The sequence below is a fragment of the Paenibacillus lentus genome, from assembly GCF_003931855.1.
GTDB classification, from domain to species: domain Bacteria; phylum Bacillota; class Bacilli; order Paenibacillales; family Paenibacillaceae; genus Fontibacillus; species Fontibacillus lentus.
In genome coordinates, this window is sequence record NZ_CP034248.1 from 2,884,498 (window position 1) to 2,907,364 (window position 22,867).

General features: G+C 44.7%; 27 protein-coding genes and 2 tRNA genes. 14 read left to right on the plus strand and 15 right to left on the minus strand.

The genetic code is table 11. The features are described 5' to 3' along the window. Window positions 1-5: 5 nt before the first annotated feature. Together EIM92_RS12800 and EIM92_RS23705 are read right to left on the minus strand one after the other, a co-directional pair. Window positions 6-227, minus strand: coding sequence for a DUF2905 domain-containing protein (locus tag EIM92_RS12800; protein ID WP_125082969.1), 222 nt, complete (start codon window positions 225-227; stop codon window positions 6-8). Window positions 228-254: 27 nt separating this feature from the next. Next, the gene (locus EIM92_RS23705) at window positions 255-404 is read right to left on the minus strand and encodes a hypothetical protein (protein ID WP_164515095.1); all 150 of its coding nucleotides are present in this window, start codon (window positions 402-404) and stop codon (window positions 255-257) included. A 248-nt stretch (window positions 405-652) separates the two neighbouring features. Here EIM92_RS23705 and EIM92_RS12805 point away from each other — a divergent pair. The 6 genes from EIM92_RS12805 (at window position 653) to EIM92_RS12830 (ending at window position 6,030) form a co-directional block, all read left to right on the plus strand. Further along, window positions 653-738 (plus strand) — tRNA-Leu (locus EIM92_RS12805). A gap of 269 nt (window positions 739-1,007) precedes the next feature. Next, a complete protein-coding gene (locus EIM92_RS12810; RefSeq protein ID WP_125085164.1) occupies window positions 1,008-1,694 on the plus strand; it encodes a uracil-DNA glycosylase in 687 nt (228 codons plus the stop codon). Between the two features lie 116 nt (window positions 1,695-1,810). Then, on the plus strand, window positions 1,811-4,039 hold the full coding sequence (locus EIM92_RS12815) for an Ig-like domain-containing protein (RefSeq protein ID WP_125082970.1): 2,229 nt from the start codon (window positions 1,811-1,813) through the stop codon (window positions 4,037-4,039). A 326-nt stretch (window positions 4,040-4,365) separates the two neighbouring features. Then, window positions 4,366-5,262: a ComEC/Rec2 family competence protein gene (locus EIM92_RS12820; protein ID WP_125082971.1), complete on the plus strand. Its 897-nt coding sequence runs from the start codon at window positions 4,366-4,368 to the stop codon at window positions 5,260-5,262. 5 nt (window positions 5,263-5,267) lie between these two features. Next, window positions 5,268-5,483, plus strand: coding sequence for a DUF3006 domain-containing protein (locus tag EIM92_RS12825; RefSeq protein WP_125082972.1), 216 nt, complete (start codon window positions 5,268-5,270; stop codon window positions 5,481-5,483). 25 nt (window positions 5,484-5,508) lie between these two features. Continuing rightward, window positions 5,509-6,030: a DinB family protein gene (locus tag EIM92_RS12830; RefSeq protein WP_125082973.1), complete on the plus strand. Its 522-nt coding sequence runs from the start codon at window positions 5,509-5,511 to the stop codon at window positions 6,028-6,030. 91 nt (window positions 6,031-6,121) lie between these two features. Here the strand turns inward: EIM92_RS12830 and manA are convergent, their stop codons facing one another. Next, window positions 6,122-7,069 carry a mannose-6-phosphate isomerase, class I gene (manA, locus tag EIM92_RS12835; protein WP_125082974.1) on the minus strand — a complete coding sequence of 316 codons (948 nt, stop codon included), beginning with the start codon at window positions 7,067-7,069 and terminating at the stop codon, window positions 6,122-6,124. A 35-nt stretch (window positions 7,070-7,104) separates the two neighbouring features. Next, window positions 7,105-8,025, minus strand: coding sequence for an ROK family protein (locus EIM92_RS12840; RefSeq protein ID WP_125082975.1), 921 nt, complete (start codon window positions 8,023-8,025; stop codon window positions 7,105-7,107). A 109-nt stretch (window positions 8,026-8,134) separates the two neighbouring features. Here EIM92_RS12840 and EIM92_RS12845 point away from each other — a divergent pair, with 109 nt between their 5' ends. Next, window positions 8,135-9,163 carry a LacI family DNA-binding transcriptional regulator gene (locus EIM92_RS12845; RefSeq protein ID WP_125082976.1) on the plus strand — a complete coding sequence of 343 codons (1,029 nt, stop codon included), beginning with the start codon at window positions 8,135-8,137 and terminating at the stop codon, window positions 9,161-9,163. A 109-nt stretch (window positions 9,164-9,272) separates the two neighbouring features. Here the strand turns inward: EIM92_RS12845 and EIM92_RS12850 are convergent, their stop codons facing one another. Further along, on the minus strand, window positions 9,273-9,890 hold the full coding sequence (locus tag EIM92_RS12850; RefSeq protein ID WP_125082977.1) for a superoxide dismutase: 618 nt from the start codon (window positions 9,888-9,890) through the stop codon (window positions 9,273-9,275). Window positions 9,891-10,083: 193 nt separating this feature from the next. Here EIM92_RS12850 and EIM92_RS12855 point away from each other — a divergent pair, with 193 nt between their 5' ends. Next, window positions 10,084-10,362 carry a YuzB family protein gene (locus EIM92_RS12855; protein ID WP_246020959.1) on the plus strand — a complete coding sequence of 93 codons (279 nt, stop codon included), beginning with the start codon at window positions 10,084-10,086 and terminating at the stop codon, window positions 10,360-10,362. 113 nt (window positions 10,363-10,475) lie between these two features. Here the strand turns inward: EIM92_RS12855 and EIM92_RS12860 are convergent, their stop codons facing one another. Together EIM92_RS12860 and trhO are read right to left on the minus strand one after the other, a co-directional pair. Next, on the minus strand, window positions 10,476-11,108 hold the full coding sequence (locus EIM92_RS12860; RefSeq protein ID WP_125082978.1) for a helix-turn-helix transcriptional regulator: 633 nt from the start codon (window positions 11,106-11,108) through the stop codon (window positions 10,476-10,478). A gap of 25 nt (window positions 11,109-11,133) precedes the next feature. Further along, window positions 11,134-12,027 (minus strand): oxygen-dependent tRNA uridine(34) hydroxylase TrhO, encoded by an 894-nt coding sequence (gene trhO, locus EIM92_RS12865; protein WP_125082979.1) that lies wholly within the window; start codon window positions 12,025-12,027, stop codon window positions 11,134-11,136. A 121-nt stretch (window positions 12,028-12,148) separates the two neighbouring features. Here trhO and EIM92_RS12870 point away from each other — a divergent pair, with 121 nt between their 5' ends. After that, complete coding sequence (locus EIM92_RS12870; protein ID WP_125082980.1) at window positions 12,149-12,850, plus strand: PIG-L deacetylase family protein; 702 nt, start codon at window positions 12,149-12,151, stop codon at window positions 12,848-12,850. A gap of 79 nt (window positions 12,851-12,929) precedes the next feature. Here EIM92_RS12870 and EIM92_RS12875 read toward each other — a convergent pair whose 3' ends face one another. From EIM92_RS12875 to EIM92_RS12885, 5 genes are all read right to left on the minus strand, one after another. Then, window positions 12,930-13,472 (minus strand): DoxX family protein, encoded by a 543-nt coding sequence (locus tag EIM92_RS12875; protein WP_125082981.1) that lies wholly within the window; start codon window positions 13,470-13,472, stop codon window positions 12,930-12,932. Between the two features lie 190 nt (window positions 13,473-13,662). Further along, window positions 13,663-13,827, minus strand: a complete 165-nt coding sequence (locus EIM92_RS23710) for a hypothetical protein (protein ID WP_164515096.1) — start codon at window positions 13,825-13,827, stop codon at window positions 13,663-13,665. 50 nt (window positions 13,828-13,877) lie between these two features. Then, entirely contained in the window at window positions 13,878-14,036 is a 159-nt protein-coding gene (locus EIM92_RS23715; RefSeq protein WP_164515097.1) for a hypothetical protein, read from the minus strand. Window positions 14,037-14,138: 102 nt separating this feature from the next. Beyond that, window positions 14,139-14,906 (minus strand): polysaccharide deacetylase family protein, encoded by a 768-nt coding sequence (locus EIM92_RS12880; RefSeq protein WP_125082982.1) that lies wholly within the window; start codon window positions 14,904-14,906, stop codon window positions 14,139-14,141. A 420-nt stretch (window positions 14,907-15,326) separates the two neighbouring features. Further along, on the minus strand, window positions 15,327-15,992 hold the full coding sequence (locus tag EIM92_RS12885; RefSeq protein WP_125082983.1) for a flagellar brake protein: 666 nt from the start codon (window positions 15,990-15,992) through the stop codon (window positions 15,327-15,329). 143 nt (window positions 15,993-16,135) lie between these two features. Here EIM92_RS12885 and EIM92_RS12890 point away from each other — a divergent pair, with 143 nt between their 5' ends. Further along, window positions 16,136-18,154: a bifunctional diguanylate cyclase/phosphodiesterase gene (locus EIM92_RS12890; RefSeq protein ID WP_125082984.1), complete on the plus strand. Its 2,019-nt coding sequence runs from the start codon at window positions 16,136-16,138 to the stop codon at window positions 18,152-18,154. A gap of 68 nt (window positions 18,155-18,222) precedes the next feature. Here the strand turns inward: EIM92_RS12890 and EIM92_RS12895 are convergent, their stop codons facing one another. After that, complete coding sequence (locus tag EIM92_RS12895; protein ID WP_125082985.1) at window positions 18,223-19,359, minus strand: response regulator; 1,137 nt, start codon at window positions 19,357-19,359, stop codon at window positions 18,223-18,225. Between the two features lie 479 nt (window positions 19,360-19,838). On the opposite strand from EIM92_RS12895, the gene EIM92_RS12900 reads away from it, so the two are divergent. Continuing rightward, window positions 19,839-20,399 (plus strand): SMI1/KNR4 family protein, encoded by a 561-nt coding sequence (locus EIM92_RS12900; RefSeq protein WP_164515098.1) that lies wholly within the window; start codon window positions 19,839-19,841, stop codon window positions 20,397-20,399. Between the two features lie 232 nt (window positions 20,400-20,631). On the opposite strand, the gene EIM92_RS12905 is transcribed toward EIM92_RS12900, so the two are convergent. Beyond that, window positions 20,632-20,704, minus strand: a tRNA-Val gene (locus EIM92_RS12905). 147 nt (window positions 20,705-20,851) lie between these two features. Here EIM92_RS12905 and EIM92_RS12910 point away from each other — a divergent pair. The 3 genes from EIM92_RS12910 (at window position 20,852) to EIM92_RS12920 (ending at window position 21,938) form a co-directional block, all read left to right on the plus strand. After that, window positions 20,852-21,094: a hypothetical protein gene (locus EIM92_RS12910; protein ID WP_125082987.1), complete on the plus strand. Its 243-nt coding sequence runs from the start codon at window positions 20,852-20,854 to the stop codon at window positions 21,092-21,094. A 73-nt stretch (window positions 21,095-21,167) separates the two neighbouring features. After that, complete coding sequence (locus tag EIM92_RS12915; RefSeq protein ID WP_125082988.1) at window positions 21,168-21,611, plus strand: GNAT family N-acetyltransferase; 444 nt, start codon at window positions 21,168-21,170, stop codon at window positions 21,609-21,611. Between the two features lie 87 nt (window positions 21,612-21,698). Continuing rightward, window positions 21,699-21,938: a DUF3892 domain-containing protein gene (locus tag EIM92_RS12920; RefSeq protein WP_055107528.1), complete on the plus strand. Its 240-nt coding sequence runs from the start codon at window positions 21,699-21,701 to the stop codon at window positions 21,936-21,938. A 67-nt stretch (window positions 21,939-22,005) separates the two neighbouring features. Here EIM92_RS12920 and EIM92_RS12925 read toward each other — a convergent pair whose 3' ends face one another. Next, complete coding sequence (locus tag EIM92_RS12925; protein WP_125082989.1) at window positions 22,006-22,740, minus strand: MBL fold metallo-hydrolase; 735 nt, start codon at window positions 22,738-22,740, stop codon at window positions 22,006-22,008. Window positions 22,741-22,867: the final 127 nt, after the last annotated feature.

Consider the following 22,867-nt stretch of genomic DNA (forward strand, 5'->3'; position numbering starts at 1 on the left):
CTTCACTATTTCATAAACCACCGGACAATATAGCTGATCAATGACAGAATTACACTAATTAAAATACAGGTTACGATTGGAAAATAAAATTTGACGTTACCCTTATCGATAACAATATCCCCTGGGAGACGTCCAAGGTGGATGAATCTGCCCAGAAAAGACCAGAGCAAGCCCACGATGATGAGGGCTGCTCCGGCAAAGATCAATATTTTCGGCATGTTGTTCATTGAAGCTCTCTCCTCTAAGTCGAATGGTCATTCTTTTTCTGATTTTTCGTAAGCGATTAAGGTAACCTCGTTCCCGGTCGCCCTTGTAATAGCCGCCTCGGCTTCTTTGATGATCGATACTGCCGTTTCCTCTTCATTCAGCAGGGCAACTTGGTAATGGTCAGATGTAATTTCCATCAAATTAACCTCCAGTCGAAATGGATGATACGATGTAGTGTGTCCTGAGATTTCGGCTTGATGTAAGGAGGAGGGAAGGGATACCTTACCAATACCCTATCAAAAAAAACGGCAGATGACTATATCCTAAGCGGTGTCAGTTTTTTGTTAAAAGGACTTGCAACTCTGTACAAGATCGTGTTATAATCATCAATGCAGGATTTTTTGATTTTAATTTTGAAGACATTTAAGAAGGCACTAATTTATGTGCCGGGGTGGCGGAATTGGCAGACGCACAGGACTTAAAATCCTGCGGTAGGTGACTACCGTACCGGTTCGATCCCGGTCCTCGGCATTACGAGAAACAAAATGGTCATTTCAACGTTAAATGTGCGTTGAGATCGCGCAGGTCCTGCGGTGCTTTGCGACAGCTAATTTTTGACGACAGAACTATGAAAACAAACGTCTCACCGTTATATGCGGCGGAGGCGTTTTTTCATGGTAAGATCATGGCAAGATTAAGCTCTCTTGAAAGCGAGCGGCAGTTCTTATACAGATGGATTACCTTGAAGCAATAAATACTTCGTTTGAATTATGAAAAGGGGAATCATCATGAGTGAAGAGATATTCGGCAACGATTGGGATCAGGTACTTGCTGCCGAGATAGGCAAGCCGTATTTCCATGAGCTGATGAATTGGCTGAATGAAGAGTATAGGGTACATACCATTTTTCCGCCTCGATCATACTTATTTCAGGCATTAAAGCTGACGAGCTACAACGATACAAGAGTAGTAATACTCGGACAGGACCCCTATCATGGTGCAGGGCAGGCGCATGGATTAAGTTTCTCTGTGCTGCCGGGTGTGAAAATACCCCCATCGCTGCGAAATATCTATAAAGAGCTATCCAGTGATTTGGGGATCTCCATACCCCCGGAAGGGACTCTGACGGCCTGGGCTGAAGAAGGCGTGCTGCTGTTGAATACGGTGCTGACCGTTCGTGAAGGGCTTCCCGGCTCACACCAGGGCAAAGGATGGGAGAAGTTCACGGATGCGGTTATTGAGGCGCTTAACGAGAGAGAAGAGCCCGTAGTGTTTATTCTGTGGGGGAATCATGCTCAGAAAAAAGGAGCTCAAATTAATACGAAGCGCCATCTTATTATCGAATCGGCTCATCCAAGCCCGTTGGCGGCAAGACGGGGTTTTTTTGGTAGCCGTCCCTTTTCAAGGACGAACGTATTTCTTGAAGCTCAAGGTAAGCGCCCGATCCATTGGGAAGCAATCAATTCCCATGAAATGACGAAAAAGTAGGACAAACGAATTATTTTTTATGAAAAAGGTTACGAAATTAAGCCTAAATGACGATATAAACTCAGTAGAGCTGGGTCTTTACCCCGGTAATAAGTGACAACAAAGGAGAGAAATGGATGATTCCGAACAGGAAAATGACGAAGTGGCTCCTCACTATGGTGCTGCTCATTGCCGCTGTATTCCCGACTAGCGTCTTTGCTGCCTCCGGCGATGTCTTATCAATTGATATTGAAGGCTCCGGGGCAACGCTAGAACTTACGGTAGGCAAAGGAACAAAGCAATTGAAGGTATGGGCGACGGTGGAGGGTTCTTCGGTCAAGAAGGACATTACTCGCGCCGTTAGCTGGTCATCGGATCAGCCTGATACTATTAAAGTAGATAACGGGCTCCTAACGCCGCTGAAGAGCGGGACCGCTACAATTACGGCTGTCTACAACAATTCCGCGGTAGATACGATTGCCGTCAAAGCAGTGGATACATACAAGGATTTGACTCTAGAGTATGCACTGAAGGGGAAATATAAGCTTGGAGCTGACGAGGCGGACCTTAATGTTCAAGCTAAGGCAACCATCGAGAACACGAACGGTTCGTTGGCCGACGTAACTCAGGATACCCAGTGGACCTCCTCTAATACGTCCGTGCTAACGATCGAGAAAGGTAAGATCACGCTTGTTGGAGAAGGTAAAGCGACAATTACAGCTAAGTATGCCGGTTTGACGGCTTCTTTCGAGGCCACTGTCACATCTCCATACTCCGAACTAAAACTTGTGTATGCGAATAACGATGAGCTAGCTGAGGACATTGAGCTGGTTGTCGGTGATCATGAGATTGAACTCAAGGCTAACTCTATTCAAGCGAGCGATCATTCAACGCTGGACGTAACCAGCAAAGCTGAATGGTCGACCTCCGATAAAGGCGTTGCCACAGTTGAGGAAGGCAAGATCAAAGCTGTTGCCGTAGGTAAAGCGACGATTACAGCTGAATATCTGGGAGCAAAAGGTCAAGTGGACGTTTATGTGCGCACTCCATATGAAGTGATTGTACTTAAACCGTCATCCGACCAAGCGCTGTTCATCGGTGAGCGTTTGGAAGCCAAAGCTGAAGTCAGAAGCAGTGCCAATGCGACGGATGATGTAACTGCAGCAGCTGAGTGGACGTCTTCCAATCCCCTGGCTGTTACGGTAGAAAAGGGAGTAATCTCTCCTAAAGCTGTAGGCACTTCTATGGTTAAAGTAGACTATCAGGGCATCAGCAAAAGCATCAAGGTAACAGTTCAACCGACGATTACCAAGCTCGAAGCCGATAAAACGGAGCTGGAATTGTTCAAGGATGAATCGCTAAGTGTACCCAAGGTAAAAGCCACCAAGCTGGATGACGAAGAAACTGATTTCAGCAAGGAAGTTGTTTGGACTTCGAACAATGAGGACATCGTGAAAATTGAGGACGGCAAAATTGTAGCGAAGGATACGGGGACGACCAAGATCATCGCAAAATTGCCTGAATCCAAAGTTACAGCCGGTTCTGCACTCGCGGTTCGCAGCAGTTCGGTCGAAGTAGAGGTTACTGTAAAAGAAAGGGTACTCGCTCTTATCAGCGAAGAGGAAAGGCTGAACCTTGTAGTCGGCGAAGAAAGCCCGTTCCCTAAAGTAGCCGTTGTGTGGGAGAACGGAAATGAAGAAGCAGATATCTCCAGTGAGATAACATGGACGATTTCCAATAGCAATGCGGTTATCAAAGACTCCGCTAACGGTAAAACGATCAAAGGCTTGATTAAAGGATCGGCAACTTTAAAAGGAACGTATTCGAACAAGACGATCAGTATCCCGATTACAGTAGAACAAAAAATTACGAAGATTGTTGTCGAGCCGGTGAACATTGAGCTTAACCTAAAGAGATCCAAGGCGATTAAAGTGACGGGGTACTATTCGAACGGACAGAAAGTAACCCTATCTTCCAAAATGAACTGGCAATCTTCCAATACAAATGTTGCGACAATCAGTTCTACATCGGTTAAGGCCGTTGGGGAAGGCTCCGCTACTTTGACTGGTTCCTACCAAGGTCATAATGCAACTGTCAATGTCAAGGTTGTGCCTAAACTGACCAAGCTGACAGTTGACGAGAAGAAGCTTACGTTAGCCCCTGGAGCTAGCAAGTCAGTTGTCGTAAAGGCCACATATGATACGGGTGTGACATCCGTTGTAACTGGAAGCGCGGAATGGACAAGCTCAAAGCCATCTGTAGCCAAGGTAACAGCCGGAAAAATTGAGGCGGTAGGCAAAGGCAGGACATCGATCAAAGGTAAGTTAGGTGGAAAAACTGTAACAATATCCGTAACGGTAAAATAAAGTATTCATCATTCATCCCAAACATTACTCCAAGTAAAAATAGGGGCGTCCAATAAGTCCCCAAAATAAAAAGTTGAGCGGAAAAACCTAATGTTCTCCGCCCAACTTTTTTTTATTCTGTCGCTTTTCCAGGAAAGCAGTGAGGCGGATGCCCGCCACCTTCAGTAGATTGTGGGCCAAGGCCAAAATCCCTTTTTGTAAATGATTGAAAAGCTAATGGTTGATTCTGGTTAGAGCATCGAATATAATAAGAAGAACAAATGTTCTAATTTGTTCGTTGTCAAAGCGCAAGGTTAGAGCAACTAGAAAAGGACAATGATAATTCAATGAAGAAACGTTATTCAAGTTTTAAGTTTAGTGCAATTATTGCGGGTTTGTTGGCTATGCTGCTGGTGTTATCTGGCTGTTCCTTGGAATGGGAGCTGGATCATTCGGCGAATTTTGACCGTAGATCCACGATAGACTCGGATCGCTTACGCGTCATTTTTCTTGATGTGGGTCAAGGTGCGTCTCAATTGCTAATCAGTCCTTCCGGAAAGACAATGCTTATCGATGCCGGGAATAATGATCAGGAGCAGGCTATGCTTGATTATTTGAAGCAGTACGGTGTCAACCGTCTGGATATTGTGATAGGGACACATCCAGATGCAGATCATATTGGCGGTTTGGATCGAGTGATTGACCATATCGATGTTGGTGAAATTTATATGCCCAAAATTCAAGCAAATACGAAAACCTTCGAATCTTTGCTATTGTCAATTAAAAATAAGGGACTTAAGGTCAAGACGGCAAAGGCAGGCCTTGTCCTCGATTGGGATGACGAGATCAAGGTGACGATGGTTGGCCCTGTTAATGTCTCGGACAGCAAGAACAATATGAGCGCTGTAGTTAAAGTGGTATACGGCAATACCTCCTATTTGCTGACTGGCGATGCTGAGCGTGAGAGTGAGAAGGATATGATGGAATCGGGAGTAGATTTACAGGCAGATGTGCTGATGATCGGGCATCATGGCTCCAAGTCTTCTTCTACGTTAAGTTTCCTGAAGAAGGTTGCGCCGCAATTCGGCGTCATTCAGGTCGGTGATAACAATTATGGACATCCGACTTCGACTGTATTGGAACGGCTTAGCAAGCAGGGGATTGAGGTATATCGCAATGACCTACATGGAACTGTGGAAATTGCTTCAGACGGACATACATACCGGATCACGACCGAGAGGTGAGCGTAATGAAGGTTGGAATCATAGAAGGGTTTGAAGGTGAATATTGCATTATTGAAGTGGATGGCGTTACGAGGGACGTGCCTCGCAGGTTGGTGAGTGTCAGCGCCAAGACCGGCGACGTCGTGGAATGGAACGGGAGTCAGTGGAATACGAATATTCAGCAAACGAAGGAACGAAGCGATTATATAAAGTCTTTGATGAATGACGTGTGGGACGATTAATTGATCGATGTTTGGGGGATGAGTGATGAAATTGTCTAAGCCACTAATTGGGGAGTATCCCCAGCATTTTGAGGAATATATTCGTGATGTGCCCGAGAGTCAGTTATTATCTATACTGGAGCTTCAGCCAGAGGAAGTTATGCTTAAACTGGGTACGCTCTCAGAGGAAGCCGGTAATTATAAGTATGCCGCAGGAAAGTGGAGCCTCAAGGAAGTGCTCGGACATGTAACAGATACGGAGCGCGTGATGAGCTATCGTCTGCTGCGGATTGCCAGAGGGGATAAGACGCCGCTTCCGGGCTTTAGCGAGGAGTTGTTTGTTAGCTATGCTAACTTTGATCGCTTGTCGATCTTACAGCTTCTGAAAGACTTCTCGACCGTTAGGGGAGCTACATTGGCTCTTATCCGTCAGTTAGATGATGAAGCCTGGCAGCGAACAGGTACTGCGTGCGACGAACTAATATCCTGTAGAGCGCTGGCATTTATTATCGCAGGTCACGCGAAGCATCACTTTAAGATGATTCGTGAACGCTATTTACAGCATTAAGGCGAGTACCTTGAACTGTACTGAATTATAAAAGAGCTGCTTATCGATGTATCGTGTACTCGATAGCAGCTCTAATTTAATATGTTTTATGTTATTCTGAGGAAATGATTAATGTCATAGTCCCACTAAGCACGTATGGGCCAAAGGAGACGGGAAGGATAAAATGATCCCCTTTGCTCAACGCATATTGATGATCGCCAAGGAGTAATTGACCCTGGCCTTCAATCACGCTGCATATCGTGTATTTTGTGCTGGCCTCGAGGCTAGCAGCGCCATGGACATCCCATTTTTGCACGGTAAAAAACTCATTCGATACAAAGGAAGTTATCGTTATTCCTTCTCGGCTAAAGGTATCATAGGTTTCCTGTTTGTACGATTGGGGGACTGTCGTGACTTCAATCGCTTTTTCCAGATGAAGCTCGCGGGTATTTCCATCCTTGTCTTTACGATCATAATCGTAGACACGATATGTTGTATCGGAGCTCTGCTGTGTCTCAAGGACAACAATTCCTCTCCCCAGCGCATGAATTGTGCCGCTAGGTACGTAGAAGAAATCGCCAGCCTGCACGGGAACCTTGGTCAGTAATCCCTCCCAGTTCCCTTCCTCTATCCACTTGACAAGCTGCTCCTTGGAATTGGCCTCATGACCGTAAATGATCTCTGCGCCAGGCTCTGCATCGACAATATACCAGCATTCGGTCTTGCCTAATTCGCCGTTCTCATGCTCACCTGCATATTGATCATTCGGATGAACTTGTACGGATAAATCGTCAGATGCGTCTAGAATTTTAGTCAACAAAGGAAAAACTGGTGACTTGGAATGGAATAATTCCTGATGGGAGGACCATAGCTCTCCTAGAGTTAAGCCTTGGTAAGGCCCATCCTTGACAACGCTTTGTCCGTTGGGGTGCGCAGAGACGGCCCAGCATTCTCCTGTTTTCGTATTGGGGATCTCATAGTTGAACAGTTCGGCCAGCTTGCTTCCGCCCCAAATACGCTCTTGAAATACAGGCTTTAGAAAAATTGGCTGTTGATTCATTAGGGGTAACTTCCTTTCTTCTCTTTCAGTGTTTTTTAATATTTCATATGGATTAGGGCTGCAGCCCCGATCAGACCAGCATCCTGATTCAATGCCGCCGGCACAATCGGTGTGCTCTGCCCGGATGGGTTCAACGCGCAATTTTGCACATAGTTCTGTACGGCCTTAAACAGGGGTTCGCCTACTTGTGACACACCTCCCCCAATGACCAACTTCTCCGGATCGAACGTATTGATCAGCGTAACGCAGCCGATGCCGATATAGCGATATACTTGATCGACGAGCTTCCTCATGTCAGTATGCCCTTCCTCAGCCAGCTTGAACACTTCTTTGGAGGTGACATCCCTGCCTAGCAGGCGGGAGGCTCGCTTAGCGATTGCTGTGCCCGAAGCGATAAATTCCCAACAGCCTTGCTGGCCACAAACGCAGTCTCCGGCAGAAGGATCGATAACGAGGTGTCCGACGTCTCCGGCATTACCTGTCGAGCCGGTAATCAGTTTGCCGTGAGAGAATATCCCCGCGCCGATCCCGGTGCTGATCGTAATGAAAATAAAATGCTCGGTATCCTGAGCAGCCCCTTGCCATTTCTCTGCAAGGGCAGCAGCCGTGGCATCATTCTCGAACGTAATCGGCGACGCAAAATGTCTTTTCAAGGAATCAATTAAGGGGAAATTATGCCAAGCTGTCATATTTGGAGGCTTTACGATATGACCTGTCTTCGTATTCAGTGGGCCGGGTGCTCCCACCCCGATGCCAGCTAAATGAGCTTCGTTCAGCTTTTGCTCCGCAAGCATTTGCTTGGCTGCATCGGCCATGCGGCTTACCATATGATGCGGGTCAATCGATAGATCAGTAGGCAGAGATGTCTTAGCACATACTGTTCCAAGCGAGTCGACGATCCCGATGGCTGTCTTGGTACCGCCGATATCGATGCCTATCGCGTATTTTAGTTCCAAGTCGAATACCTCCTGTGTTGCATCTATTTTACTTTACAAACTTGACAAAAGTAAATTATGTAAAGTATATTTAGGTCAAGTTTATCATGTTTTGAGAGGATTGAAAAGAATGGCCCGGAGAAAGAGAGTATCTATGCAGGATATCGCGGATAAGCTGGAAATTTCTAAAAATGCTGTATCGCTTGCTCTTACCAACAAGAAAGGGGTAAGTGATGAATTGCGCAGCCGAATTATTCATACGGCAAAGGAAATGGGGTATGGGCCCTATGCGATCAGCGAGAGCGGCGAGTCTAATATTCTTGTGCTCGTTCCCGAGCGAATTATGAGTTATCAGGATAACGATCATTTTCAATTTTTCCATGATATGATCTGGGGACTAGAGAAAAGCATTCGAAGCAAAGGCTTCAATGCCGTCATTGCTCCCATCGACCGCGAATCCGAACATCGCCTTCAACTGCCGCGCTTGTTTACGGATATTTCTTACCGAGGCATTATATTATTTGGAATTACACATCCTGAATACGCGCGAGTTGTCTGGGAGCAGGAGGTTCGGCTCGTGATGATGGATTCTTACTATCGGGAGCTGCCTTGCCCAGTCGTAACTTCGGCGAATATGGAAGGCGCATATGAAGCTGTGTCTTATCTTATTGACTGCGGACATAAAGACATTGGATTTATCGGCCCTGTCAACTTAACGACTAGTCATGAGGAACGTTGGCTAGGTTATTGGAAGGCAATGCAGAGCGGCGGGCTTAAGATTCGAGGAGAGAATTGCTTGACATCATCGGCAGGTTATGATTATACGGCAGAGGAAATAACGTCTTTCCTGTCCGGGCTTTCTGAGCTGCCTAGTGCTTTTTTTTGCAGCAATGACCGGATTGCCTTTATCTTGGCTGAACTTCTGCAGGAACGGAACATCGCTGTCCCTGAGGAGTTATCCATTGTGGGTTATGATGATCTCCAGTATGACAGCAGCTCGGGCGTGAATATGACAACGATGCGTGTAGAGAAAGAGAGGATGTGTGATGCTGCAGCGACGCTGCTTCTGTCCCTGAATGAACCATCTCGGGAGGCTATTCGCTGGAGTGTAGCTCCAACGCTACTTGTGCGCTCATCTGTGCAAATGAAGGGAGATTGAGCCGTAAGGCAGAGGAGAAGTAAAAATAGTCTGTCATTGTAACATTGCGTAAAGCAAAATAAACGGCTGTCTCTATAAAGAGACGGCCGTTTATTCAATGATGAAATTATTATTTGCTTAAAGCTGCTTCATAACGCTTCTCAACTTCAGACCAATTGATAACGTTGAAGAATGCTGCAATGTAGTCAGGACGCTTGTTTTGGTATTTTAAATAGTAAGCATGCTCCCAAACGTCCAGACCCAAAATAGGGGTTTTACCTTCCATAATTGGGGAATCCTGATTAGGCAAGCTGTAAACAGACAGTTTACCGTCTTTGTCGACCGCCAAGAATGCCCAGCCGCTTCCAAAACGAGTTGTAGCTGCTTTTGTAAAGTCCTCTTTGAACTTGTCAAAGCCGCCAAGCTCGTTGTTGATGGCGTCAGCAAGCTTTCCGGATGGTTGCCCGCCGCCGTTTGGTCCAATCGTTTCCCAGAAGAGGGAGTGGTTGGCATGGCCGCCGCCGTTGTTGCGAACCGCTGTGCGGATGCTCTCAGGAACGCTATCCAGGTCAGCGATCAGATCCTCCACAGACTTGGATTGAAGTTCTGGAGCAGATTCTAACGCAGCGTTCAGGTTCGTTACGTAAGTATTGTGATGGCGATCATGGTGAATCATCATCGTTTGCTCGTCAATATGTGGTTCTAGAGCGTTATTTGGATAAGGTAGAGCAGGTAATTGGTGTGCCATAATTTAAATCATCCTCTCTATTATATGTAATGCCATTTTTTATCCTCACAATGCTTATTATAAATATTACCGAACACTTAGTCAACTTAAATGTATGTTAAGTATATTAAATGGGTAGTTAGTATTGACAAACGGTAGGGCGTTCATCATAATAATTGAACTGTAACGACATCGTACATTTGGGGTGAATACCGTGGGCTTGGGGATCGTTGTAGTTGAAGTATGCGATAGCAATTTGCTTAGTTCGCTAGAGCTGGAACAGCTGGAGGAGGAATATCCCGAAATAGCTGTTCTTCGCTTGGATTGTCTAAGCTTATGCGGGCTCTGTAAGTTAAGACCTTATGCTATGGTTAATGGCAAGCGTGTATTCGCCAAGACGGCCGGAGAGTGCGTGCAGCTCATTAAGCAGACCATCGAGGAGGAGCTTCGAGCTTTTGACAATACAGACGGTTTAGATGATTTAGACATATAGCTTAGTGTTACCTGTTTATTTATACCCTATAGCAGGCAAAAGAAAACCTTCGGCGCTAAAATTAGCGGGCCGAAGGTTTTTTAATATTATGGACTAGAACTTGGTAAAAAGACTTATTCACGATTGGAAATGATATAAATGCATCTTTCCCCATCTTGGGCTAGGCATTCTGTACGTTTGACCTCTGTATTCAATAAAGACTTGAATAGGCTTAATTCGCAATCACAAGCTTGGTTATAGCGGTTAGCGATTTGGGAAATCGGACAGTTATGCTCCTTTAGAACATAATTACCGTCGTCATTTTGCTCGAATTCCGTCATATAGCCATTTTCGTTTTGAATTTGCGCGAGCTTTTTTACTTTCTCGGCAAAAGGGATTCCTTCCATGCTGCTCTCATACTGCAGTTTAAGCTTATCTCGGCGTTTCTCGAAGAGAAGCCTGATCGTTTCTTCGCCAACCTCATTCTCCAGTTCTCCAAGCAAATCAAGGGTCAGTGTATGATAGTTTTTTGGAAAAAGGCCTTCGGCCAATTCAGTTAGCCCATATACCGATGTCGGCCTGCCCATCGTCTGGCGAATCAATTTGGACTCAATCAGTCCGTCTCGCTCCATTGTGCTGAGATGACGCCTTACGGCCATTTCTGTAATTTGCAATTCGGACGTAATTTCTTTGGCGCTGAGGGAACCGGACATTTTCAGCATGTGCAGAATTCGTTCTCTCGTCGGCAGCTTATTTAGTTGGTTCATAATGACACTCCTTGCTAGAATGACATTAGCTGTTGTTCACAGCTAGGACTGCTTCCTGACACTCGCTGCTGCAAAATCCGTGATGCTCATCCTCGCAGGTTTCACAGCAAACATATTGGAGATTGCAGACAGGACAGTTGATATAACGGTCATTCGTATCACCGCAATGGTAGCAGCTGGCGATAACGATATCCTCGTCGGTTCGGTTAATCGGTACGGAGATCCGTTCGTCAAAAACATAACATTTGCCATCGAATAGACGTCCCTGAACTTCGGGATCCTGGCCATATGTGACGATTCCGCCTTCCAACTGGGCTACGTCTTTGAAGCCTTCGTTGAGCAGGAAGCCGGTTAATTTCTCGCAGCGGATTCCTCCAGTACAATAAGTTAAAACTTTCTTATCCTTATATTGGCTTAAGTTATCACGGATCCATTCCGGGAACTCCCGGAATGATTCGACCTCGGGACGAATGGCGCCGCGAAAATGGCCGATATCGTATTCGTAGTCGTTGCGGCCGTCAATGATAATGACGTCGTCCTGCTGCAGCTGTTCATGGAATTCGACCGGTGACAGCCGTTTTCCACTAATTTTATTCGGATCAAGCTCATGCTCATAGCGGAAAGTGACCAATTCTTTCTTGTGGCGGACGAACATTTTTTTGAAGGCATGGCCTTCGACTTCATCGATTTTAAATACGATGTCGTGGAACAACGGATTGGCCCGCAGGTGGTCCATGTATTTCTGCGTTTGCTCTATCGTTCCGGATACGGTTCCATTGATTCCTTCAGACGCGATAAGAATGCGCCCCTTAAGTCCGAGATGTTTGCAATATTGCAAATGCTCGGTAGTAAAAGTTTCTGGAGATTCGATGTGTACAAATTTATAATATAGTAACACGCGGTATGCGGGTTTGCTCATTTTGATCACCTATCTATATTGGATTCTTCTGCATTGTAGTGAATTTTAACTACTTAGTCAATATTAAAGTATAGTAAGTATAGTAACGAAAATCTACAGGATAATTAAAGGAGATATACTTATGCCTCGAACAGTTGGCTTTATTTATGCACACCCAGATGATGAAACGTTTGGCTGCTCTTTTCTGATTCGGCAGATTTCGGATGAGGGTACGAAGGTAGTTTTGCTGACCGCGACGCAGGGTGAAGCAGGGAAGAGTGGCAGGCTTGGTGCAATGACACGAGAAGAGCTGGCCGCAATCCGGGAACAAGAATTGCAGAGGGCCGGAGAGATTTTGGGCATCAGTGAGATTGAGCACTTAAGGATGGGAGACGGTAGGCTTCAGGAAGTGAAGCAGGAGGTGCTTGCTGACCGTATTATCGAATTTCTCAATAAGCATCAAGCTGAAGTGGTCGTTACTTTTCCCGCTGACGGCATATCAGGCCATCCTGACCATATTGCCATTCATCATGCGGTAAATCAGGCGGTTTTCAGCGGGGCATGCAGTTCCGTTCAAAAGCTTTATTATAACGTGATGGGGATTCAGGAGTCCCAAGCTATGGGAACGGCGGTGCTGGAGATCAAAGGAGGGGGGCATGAGGAGGTGAAGGCGAAGGCTTTGACGGCTCATGAATCCCAGATTCTATCGATCGAGCGAGTATTCGGCAAGTTGGACGAGGGTCCGCCTTGGCATTTCTCGCCGGAATTATTCCTGCTCGTGTGGGAGCGGGGGAGCTTTTACCCGGCAAAGCAAGAGCGTTCCATTTTTGATGATTTGCTATAGGGAGTCCAAAGAATTATAAAAAGGCTGCTCCTCGAGAGGAACAGCCTTTTTTACGAATTGTAGTGTTTCAACTTGTGGCTTATGCACCATGGTTAACTTTCAATTGTGGCTTTCCGGCAGGCGCTTCTGTTTTGGTTACTGCTTTGTCTTTGTTGAACAGCCCGCGAAGGTAAGGGAGAACATAGTAGTCTAATCCGATTTTGCCTGCATTAGCTGCGGCTACGATGATCAGTACTTCAAGCAGAAGCATTTGCGCATTCGTGCTTACGGTTCCCGAGAAAAGGAACGCGGCGTTCATTACGAGTCCCATCAGCGCTGCAAAAGTAGTGAAGGTGCCTAGAATCAAACCAAGACCGACTAGAAACTCTCCATAAGGAACGAGGATGTTAAAGACATCTACGCCTGGAAGTGCAACATTTTCTAGGAATACCCCCCACCATCCCTGTACTGTCGGATTCTCACCAGTACTTTTAGCGATAGCTCCAGCGAGGTAGCCTTCGGCATTAAATCCGCCTGTAATTTTGCCCCAGCCTGCTTTCATCCATGCTATACCAAGATAAATTCGAATGACTGTCAGGAACCACATTGCAAATTTATTTGTTCTGAGGAAATTGTTAAACATAATTACCACTCCTTGTTTATAATCCAATTTTGTTTTTTGTTTTTGGGATGATCATCTTTGATGTCTTTATTATAAGTGATTTTTTTCACAACATATGTGATTTAAATCACAATTATTAAATTTTTAATAAATTAATTTTTAACTGTTATAAAAAAAGAAAGCGGAGAAGGATGAGCTTCTCCGCTTTACCTTAAGATCTAGGCGAAACATCTGTCCGCACGACGCCAACATCGGACGCATTAATGGCAAATGAATTGCCGCCCTGTCCTGTGCTGGAGCGAGCGGACTGGGTAACATGGACAACATTCCTGCCATTTTTCCAATGACGTCGCTTATTTGTTTTTTTTGAACGCATTCTCTTCACCCCCCTTCATCAGAGGCTTGGCTCGTTAACTAAGGGAGAAGTCAGCGCTCACGCTTTTTGAAAATTTTCACGTTAATTGCATTGCTTGCTAGGGCGTTTCCTAAATGTGCTTTAGCCTGCGCAGATTGGATGATTTGGATGATCAGATAGCGGTTTTTTCCGACTTTGCGTCGGTAAGTCTTCACATTTGTCCGGATCAATTCCTTCGTCTCCTTTCCGTGAAACGGAACTGATTATAACTATGCAAGGAGTAAGGACAAAGGTATCGGCGAATGGCTAGGAAGCCATAGAACTCCGGAAAATCAGTGGGTGACTTTTTCCAGCAGGTGATCAGGCGTCACTTTGTGGGACAGCAGTTCAGATACGGTCACGAAGGAGTAGCCCCGCTTTTTGAGCTCGGGCAAGATCTGTTTAAGGGCCTCGATAGTTTGATTGCTATTCGCTACATAATCATGCATGAGGACGATGTCGCCGCTGCGTGCACCCGAGAGCACTCTCTTGACGATTTTATTCACACCGGGAGCTTTCCAGTCTTTCGTATCCTGATGCCAAGACCATAGGATGAACTTCAAATCATTCTGTTTGGATACCTGAATGAGCTCTTCATTATAAAAGCCTCCCGGAGAACGAAAGAGTGCTGCTTTATAGCCGGTTGCTTGGAAAATAATCTGCTGGGTTTTGCTGAGTTCATTTTGCATTTTACTTTTCGCCATACCTCGAAACGAAGGATGCTGGTAGGAATGGTTGGCTACCTCATGTCCACGGGCCAGCTGCAATTGAACAATTTCAGGGTACTTCTCGACTCGTTCCCCTACTACGAAAAAGGTAGCTTTAGCGTTGTATTGATCCAGCACGTCTAGAATTTGCGGCGTCTGGCGATGATCCGGGCCATCATCGAACGTCAGGGCAATATACTTGTCTTCGGTAGGTACCTCCCAAACGATATCCCCGCGTTCCTCATAATAGGCTCTATCCTTGAATTGGGATGCTGGTTGAGCGGATGATTGTTGCGGGGTTAAGGGGAAGACCAGGGTAAATATTAGAATCAGCAATCGTGTGTATTTAGACATTTGCCTGCATTCCTCCATTATGCGGTCGTTAACTAACGTTTGTTATTTTGCTGCAATGCAAAGATTTTATCCCTGTTTTAACATAACCGCACATCCAAGCAGGCTTGTTGAAAGACGATGTCGAATAAGATGATTGCGGGGAGGTGATGAGGATGAAGAGAAACCGTGTAAAAACATTCTTCAACACAAATATTGGTGATCTTGAAAAGGAGATCAACGACTGGCTCTACGAAAATAGAAGATTTACCGTCCAGTCTATACAGTATTCTTCACAAGGGGACCATTTTAGCGCCCTCGTATGGTACTTAGTGTAATCATTCTTTTTTCCTCGTATAGACGAACCAAAAAACCTTTGAAGCCAACGGCTTCAAGGGTTTATGGTAGTACGTTCTCAGTTAACCCGATCCTCTCAAAGTAACGCTACAAAGAATAGTTTTTAAGTTTGTTTCTCGCTTCAACCTGCTTGAATAAGCAATATTTAATAATATCCGAGCGAGTCGATTCCTTCATATGAACAAATTCCAGTGATACTTTAAAGTTGTTGTCCGGCAGTTTTGCACAGTTTACAATTTTCCCATAAAACTCGATCGTATTTTGGGAATTGTTTGTCTCAAGGTGCATAATGCCGGCTATGAGCTTCTCTGTCTCAACTGCAAAGCTGCAGAGAAATGATAGTCCTCCCCCACTAATATCCTTTGTCGTCACCTTTATAAATTCATCAATTTCAGAATGCTCTATCGATTTGAGGTTCAAATTTAATTCCACCTCGACGGGGACGCGAAAGAATCGCCTTCTCTGTGCCTTTTTTATACGATCGACGGAGGGGGCTTGGAACCATAGCTGACTATGCAGTAAATTAAGTTGGGTATCAAAGGAGTACAGTGCCCGCTCCTCATTATGAAAATATACAGTTACAGACATATGGTTTGTCACAGACAAATATCGGTTCATACGATTGATTGGTTTTTGTATGTAAATGCGATTGTGATCTTGATGGTTAACTTGTGTTTTATACATGACTCCTTCAAACGTTTGAAGCTCGAGCAGTTGGCCTTTCCAAAACTCGACTATAGCCGATCCTTCCATGATTTATCTCCTTTCGCCAGTATTGCTCTTATTCGATTACAACAAATTCAACTCTACAATACCTATACATGTAAGCGATTCCCGGGGCTGTCAAGTTTTTGTAGAGCCCATTCTTGTAAAATATGGGGTAAGGGGGGGAATCAATGAACATAGAAGGCAGTTATAATTTGTATATTGTGGCACTTTCAGTAGTTATCGCCGTATTAGCATCATACTCCGCATTAAACATAGTGACAAAGATTTCTCTCGCGAAGGGAAAAACCAGGTTCTTTTGGTTGCTGGCGGGCTCCTTAGTGATGGGCAACGGCATTTGGTCAATGCATTTTGTTGGAATGCTGGCTTATCATACGCATATGACGGTTCATTACGATATCTGGTTTACGTTAGGTTCGCTGCTAGCAAGTGTAATCGCTTCATTCATAGCATTTTATATCACCATGCCTCGAAATACGAATTGGTATAAAATCGCCGGCGGCGGCTTCATTATAGGCAGCGGAATCGTCACGATGCACTACATGGGAATGGAAGCCATGATCATACCCAACGCTATCTATTACGATCCAGTTTTGCTGGTGTTGTCGATAATTATTGCATTAGTGGCTTCTTACTTGGCTTTGCTGCTCTTCTTACATTTTCAAAGCGAATCGAAGACAAGTTGGGTTAAGTGGTTGTCGGCAGCCCTCATGGGCATTGCCATTTGCGGGATGCATTATACGGCTATGGAGGCCGTCAAGCTTCAGCATCCTGCAGCGGCCAAAGCGATGGCGCCAACGCCTGCCGGGCAAGAACTATTTTTGCTGCTCTGTGTTATGATTGTCATCTTCATTATTCTGCTCGTATCCTGGGGAGCGCTAATCTTTGAGCGGCACGTACTGGAAAAGTTGGCTTACCTGGACTCGGTTACCGGATTGCCCAACCGCAACGAAATGAACCGCTTCTTCGATTCGCATGTCGGCACTGAAAAGATTGGAGTTCTATTTCTAGATTTAGATCAGTTCAAGGCGATAAATGATACGCTCGGTCATAACATCGGCGATTTGCTCATTCAAGAAGTCGGCATTCGCCTTCGTCAATTCATTCGCGAGGACCAGCAAGCATTTCGCATTGGCGGCGACGAGTTCCTATTCATTATCAAGCAATGCAATACGGCGCGCGCAGAGCAACTTGCCCACAAAATTTTGTACAGCATTAAGCAAGTATACTATATTGAGGGTAATGAATTATACGTCACAGGCAGCATTGGGATCAGTATTGGCTCGATTCAGGATTCCAACCGATCTGTATTGCTCAAGACAGCGGATACGGCAATGTATAGAGCTAAAGGGTTAGGCAAAAACCAAATCTGCTTCTATAGCGAAGAGATGGGCCTTCAGTTAGTTCGTAAAATGGAACTGGAGAAGGATCTCCAGCTCGCCTTGGAAAATAATCAGTTTTTCATTATGTATCAACCTAAGTGGAACGTAAAAACCAACAGCCTGGTTGGATTCGAGGCGCTAATCCGTTGGCAGCATCCAAGACTCGGCCTGGTTGCTCCGGGGGAGTTCATTCAAATTGCAGAAGGGACAGGGCTTATCGTGCCGATGACTAAATGGGCGTTGGAGCAGGCCTGTCGCCAATGCAAAGAATGGCAGTCTCAAGGATTGCAGCAGCCGGTTTCTGTTAATCTGTCGGTTCGGCTGTTTCAAAATGATAGTCTACAGGAACTAGTGCAAAACGTGTTGGATAAATTTGAACTAGCACCTCACTTGCTCGAACTGGAAATTACCGAGTCGATGGTTTTGTACGATATTAACGATATTATTCGTCAGCTCCAAGGCCTTCGTGAGCTTGGCGTACGGGTATCCATGGATGACTTTGGAACAGGATACTCCTCGATTGGCCTGCTTGACCGGCTTCCGATCGACGCATTGAAGCTGGATCGTTTATTTACTAATGATTTAGAGAATCCGAGCAAACGGGCGGTCATTAACGCGATCATTATGATGGCTAACAATCTCCAGCTTGATATCATTGCTGAAGGCGTCGAAAACCAGGAGCATATTGATCTTTTGGCTCGTCTTGGTTGCTATGTGATGCAAGGTTATTATTACGGCGAGCCGATGAGAGAAGCAGAAATTCACGAATGGGTCAGAACCAATGAACACAATATGAGTGTAGTCTGACTGCCGGGATTTTGCAAAATCATTCCATCAATCGGTAGAATTCTTGCAAATCAGTGATGCAGCAAGGATCAATTCTCGTGTTCGATTTTCCAATTGTCGTACCAATCCGTAATATATGTACTTGGCTGTTCATTGAACTCCTCAAGCAAAATAGCAACAAGCAGGCGATATTGCCGGTGGACAGCCAATGAATTTTTATTCGAAGCAAATATTTTCATTAGTGCAAAATGCGCTTCCTCCGCAATAGGGTGCTGATGACATATTTCCAGGTATTTTTCCACGGCCTTCGATTGCTGATGGTTCGACATATACCATTCCGCCATTCGAAATGAGGTGCGGAGCCATAGCATTTTTAACCTCTGTCGTTCACTTTCCGCCCACCAGTAATCGTATTCCTTCAAATAATCATCTTTAAATAATTTCATCATATTCACATAATCGGCAATTGTCGTGTTCTTTAAAGGTAGGCTGGACATCATAAAATTCTCCCATTCCTCGACATCCAGAAGCACATTGTTTAAATTTAAAACATATCCGTCTACAGAGTTCGTGAGCGAAAAATAATCCTCAAATTGCTCCAAAGTTTTTCGAATATGATAAATGATTGTATACAATAAGGAATACGCTCTGTTGGGTTCATATTCGGGCCACAGCAATTCAATTAAAGTCGATTTACGGATGAATTGTCCACGGCATTGCAGCATATATAAGAACAATTCCTGGGCTCGGGTTGTCCGCCAACGCAGCGGCGGTAGCTGCTTTTCTTTAAGAATCATTTGAAAATGGCCTAGCATTTTAATTTGCAGCGATTGGTTTTTCTGGGCCAGCCGATCTAAATCAAACTCGGTATGTGAACGATCAATACGCTGAATTGTATTCATCAACCTTTCCAATTTGACAGGCTTGAGCAGATAATCCAATGCGTTTAACTCAAATGCTCGTACGGCATATGATTCATATCCAGTGACGAACACAATTTTCAAATCCGGTTTCACTTGTAAAATTTCTTCCGCTAATTGAATCCCATCGATTTTCGGAAGTTGGATATCGAGGAAAGCCAGATCGATCGATTGATTAAGTATCTCTTTCTTGCCCAAATCCGGATCGGAAAACTTCCCCACGATTTCAATTTCAGGAATCTGCATTAGCTGGTGTTCTAGATAATCCAGTGCAATAATATCATCATCCAGAAGAATAACTTTCATCGCGCTCTCCCTACATATGTAATAACATCTGTAACAAACTAACAATTCATTAAAATACTATAGACTATCCATCTATACAATCTCTGAACAATTGATTAATTGTTGGCAGGATATGAGATTTTTTGGGTGATGTGGGGGATAAAGCTCTTAACGATATAATCGGCAGCAGGTTCATGATGTATAAATCGAAAAAATAGCGAATCATCACATTTAGTCTGCTGAACCGCTGCTGCCGATTCATTCGTGGCTATTTGCATCCGTGAAAAACAAATAGGGGCTGTCCAATAAAAGAGCTGATACCAAATATGGAGCAATGAAGCAGGAGGCTAGCACTTTTGATAATATGTTATTTCCTGCTGTAAGTCGTAAATCACAGAAGATCATTGACCTTACAAGAACCGGATACTATAAAGTTGAATTTAGGTTTGCCATTTATATACAATCTTGGTTTGCTGGATACTAGGAGGAATTTATCTGAGATGCACTCTAACTTGCAAACAATTTTAGATGGATTAAGGAAAAGAGCAAATAGTAAAAATGAAATATTAATTCAATTATCAGGCGGTGAGGTTGAAATTGCGAAATTTGAATTAAATCCACCCGCCCGAAAAGAAGAGGTTGACTTTATTTCAAAGAAGTATAATGTTAATCTTCCAAATGATTATGTAGAATTTATGTGTATTCATAACGGAGCAATACTATTTGACGTTGGTTTTGGAGAGTTCACCGAAATATATTACTTAAATAAAGTTGACGAATATTCTGAAATAATGCCTGATACAATCAGTGGAGGTCTTATTCCAGTTGCCCATTATCCTTCAGGGACTATTTATTTAGATACTACTCGAGAAAAATGTGTTTTTACGCATGATTCAAGTTCAGATTTCAGTTTTATGTCAATGAATTTTGAAGAGTGGCTGGAAGCTTTAATCTTAGCCAATGGGAAATACTTCTGGGAATGGACTCCACAAATGTTGTATAGGACTATCGACAATAGAGAGTTAATGGTCAAAGAATGGTTAATAAACGGATTTGATTAATAGCTGGATTAATTATGACTAAGGAAAATATTGCGTATTACCAAGAAGACCGCATAGGCTTATGCCTCGGCGGTCTTCGTTATGTTATTAATATATAAATATACAAAAACCCCTAATTAATCTACGGCCGTATTCCAGGCAAGCCCCAATTTATCCCCAGAGCCTCTAAAAGCTCGGACTGGGGTGGTTGAGAACAAAGAAAGAGCCCTTGATACACAAGGGCTCTCGGCTATGATCTGTAGTGGGCTCGAACCACTGACCCCCACCCTGTCAAGATGGTGCTCTCCCAGCTGAGCTAACAGATCAGATATAAATAGTGAAGACAAGAAATATCATAACAGGATTAATTGCTCCTGTCAAACCCTTTTTTACGTATAAAGGCTGGTACGGAGGACGACAATGTTGACAAGCGATGATCTGATGCAGTAAATAAGCAGAAAGGAGGAGAAGGTGTGCGGGTTAAGAGGTATGCGGCAATCGGGAAGCAAGGCACATCGAACATGAAAAAGGCTACAGCGATTGGGGGGATTCTCCTGATGCTGTTAGTCAGCGGCTGCGGTTTGCAGCCCAATGAAGAGACGATGCATAGGCAGCAGCAGTTCCCTTCATGGATCGGTCAATCCGTACGCGGCAAAGTGTATGGGCAATCCGTGCGGGAGCATGTGTACTCAAAGGAAGTAATCACGCCACCATAATAACTATACATTAACAGCTTTTTTTTGTATAATGATGCAGTTTGCAGAGTAAGAAGCAGGGGGAGGGGTATCCATGGCTGCTGTTATTATTGCCGTTAATTCGGAACAGCAATTAGAGAAATGTTTGGAGATTCGCAAGGAAGTTTTTGTGGAAGAGCAGAAGGTGCCGGTCGATCTGGAGATCGATGAATATGATGTAATCAGTCCGGACGCTAATCATGTGTTGGTTGAATTGGAAGGCACGGCTGCAGCAACAGGGAGAATTACGTACTATAAGGATAATAGCGCAAAAATGCAGCGGATCGCTGTTCGCAAATCTTTTCGTTCCCAGGGCCTAGGCAGAATATTGCTCCTTGCTATGGAAGAGCGGGCTAGAGAACTGGGGCTTACGAAGGCCGTGCTGGATGCCCAATGCCAGGCAGAGGAATTTTATGCCAAGCTCGGTTATGAGACGATATCCACAGAGCCGTTTTATGACGCAGGCATACTGCATGTTCGAATGGAGAAGTCCTTATAAACCCTAATATAAATGGGGAACTCGGGCTAAACTATACGCATCCCTTCTTTCTGGGGAACTCATCATGATGAAGGAGATGTGCAATAGATGGCTGTCGATAGCAGAGAGACGTTTATCGCGGTTCAAAGAAACGGGGATGGGAATTTAACCCGATTTAAAACCTCTAGCGGTCGTATTTTAAATTATGAAGACGCGCTGCGAGAAGTGAATGCGGGGGCGATTGCGGGCGTAAACATCTTTAAAGGAAAAGACGGAGAAATGTATATCCGCGGCGATGCGGATGGGGATCCATCGAACAATTTAGACGCACTGCCTACATTTGAATAAGAAGCGTGAGAAGCAGCCTCGGAAAATAATTCCTTGGGCTGCTTTGTTTTTTTCGCAAATTAATGTCCTATAGCTCATATATTTCGTGCTGGCGAAGAAATTCCATTTCCATCGTTTGGCCAATAAAAGCTTCCATTTCATCGCCGTAGTGCATAAGGGATATTAACTTCCGAATATCCGCAGGAAGGGACAGAAGCTCTGCCAGGGTAGTATGAACCTGACCGGGGCCTGTCAGCTGCACCTCATGCAAAATTTTACGGCAGCCGCGCTGATTAACAAGCTCCTCGAGCAGCTTGGGTTGAAAGATCATATCCGCACTATAGAAAATCTCGCCATTGAAGTATAAAGAGTAGCTGTTTTTCCCGGGAATATGAGGTGTGCGGATAATTTCCACAGTGAGGCCGGGAACGAGCTCGGTGGCCTGTCCTTCGCGAAGCAGATGAACATAAAAAGCATCTTCCAGAGATTCTATGCCGTCCTGGCCTAATCCCCCCTTCAGGGTGTTCTCCCATAGCGGCTCTGCCAACTGCTCAGGAACGTAGAGCACGGGTTTTCGTCCATGGCCGTATTTTAAGCGGAAAGCGTACTCCTCGAGTCCGCCCACATGGTCACCGTGAATATGAGTGATCAGGACGGCGTCGATGGTTTGCATCGGCTTGCCTATATGATGTAACGCAAGTGGAGCCGTTATTCCACAGTCGATCATCAATGTAAAATCGTCTGCATACAGCAGCCCGTTATTGTTAAAGTATTGCTTGGCAAAAGCGCCGCCCGTACCAAGCATTTGAAGGCGTAGCGACAATCAATATCCCTCCTGTACGTTCTATGGTATTCCATTTTAATTTACACGATTTTCCTAATCAGTGAAAGCGTCTCTTGTATTCTCGCAAAAATTAAGAGTGATTTTATAGAAAACACCGCAACTTGAG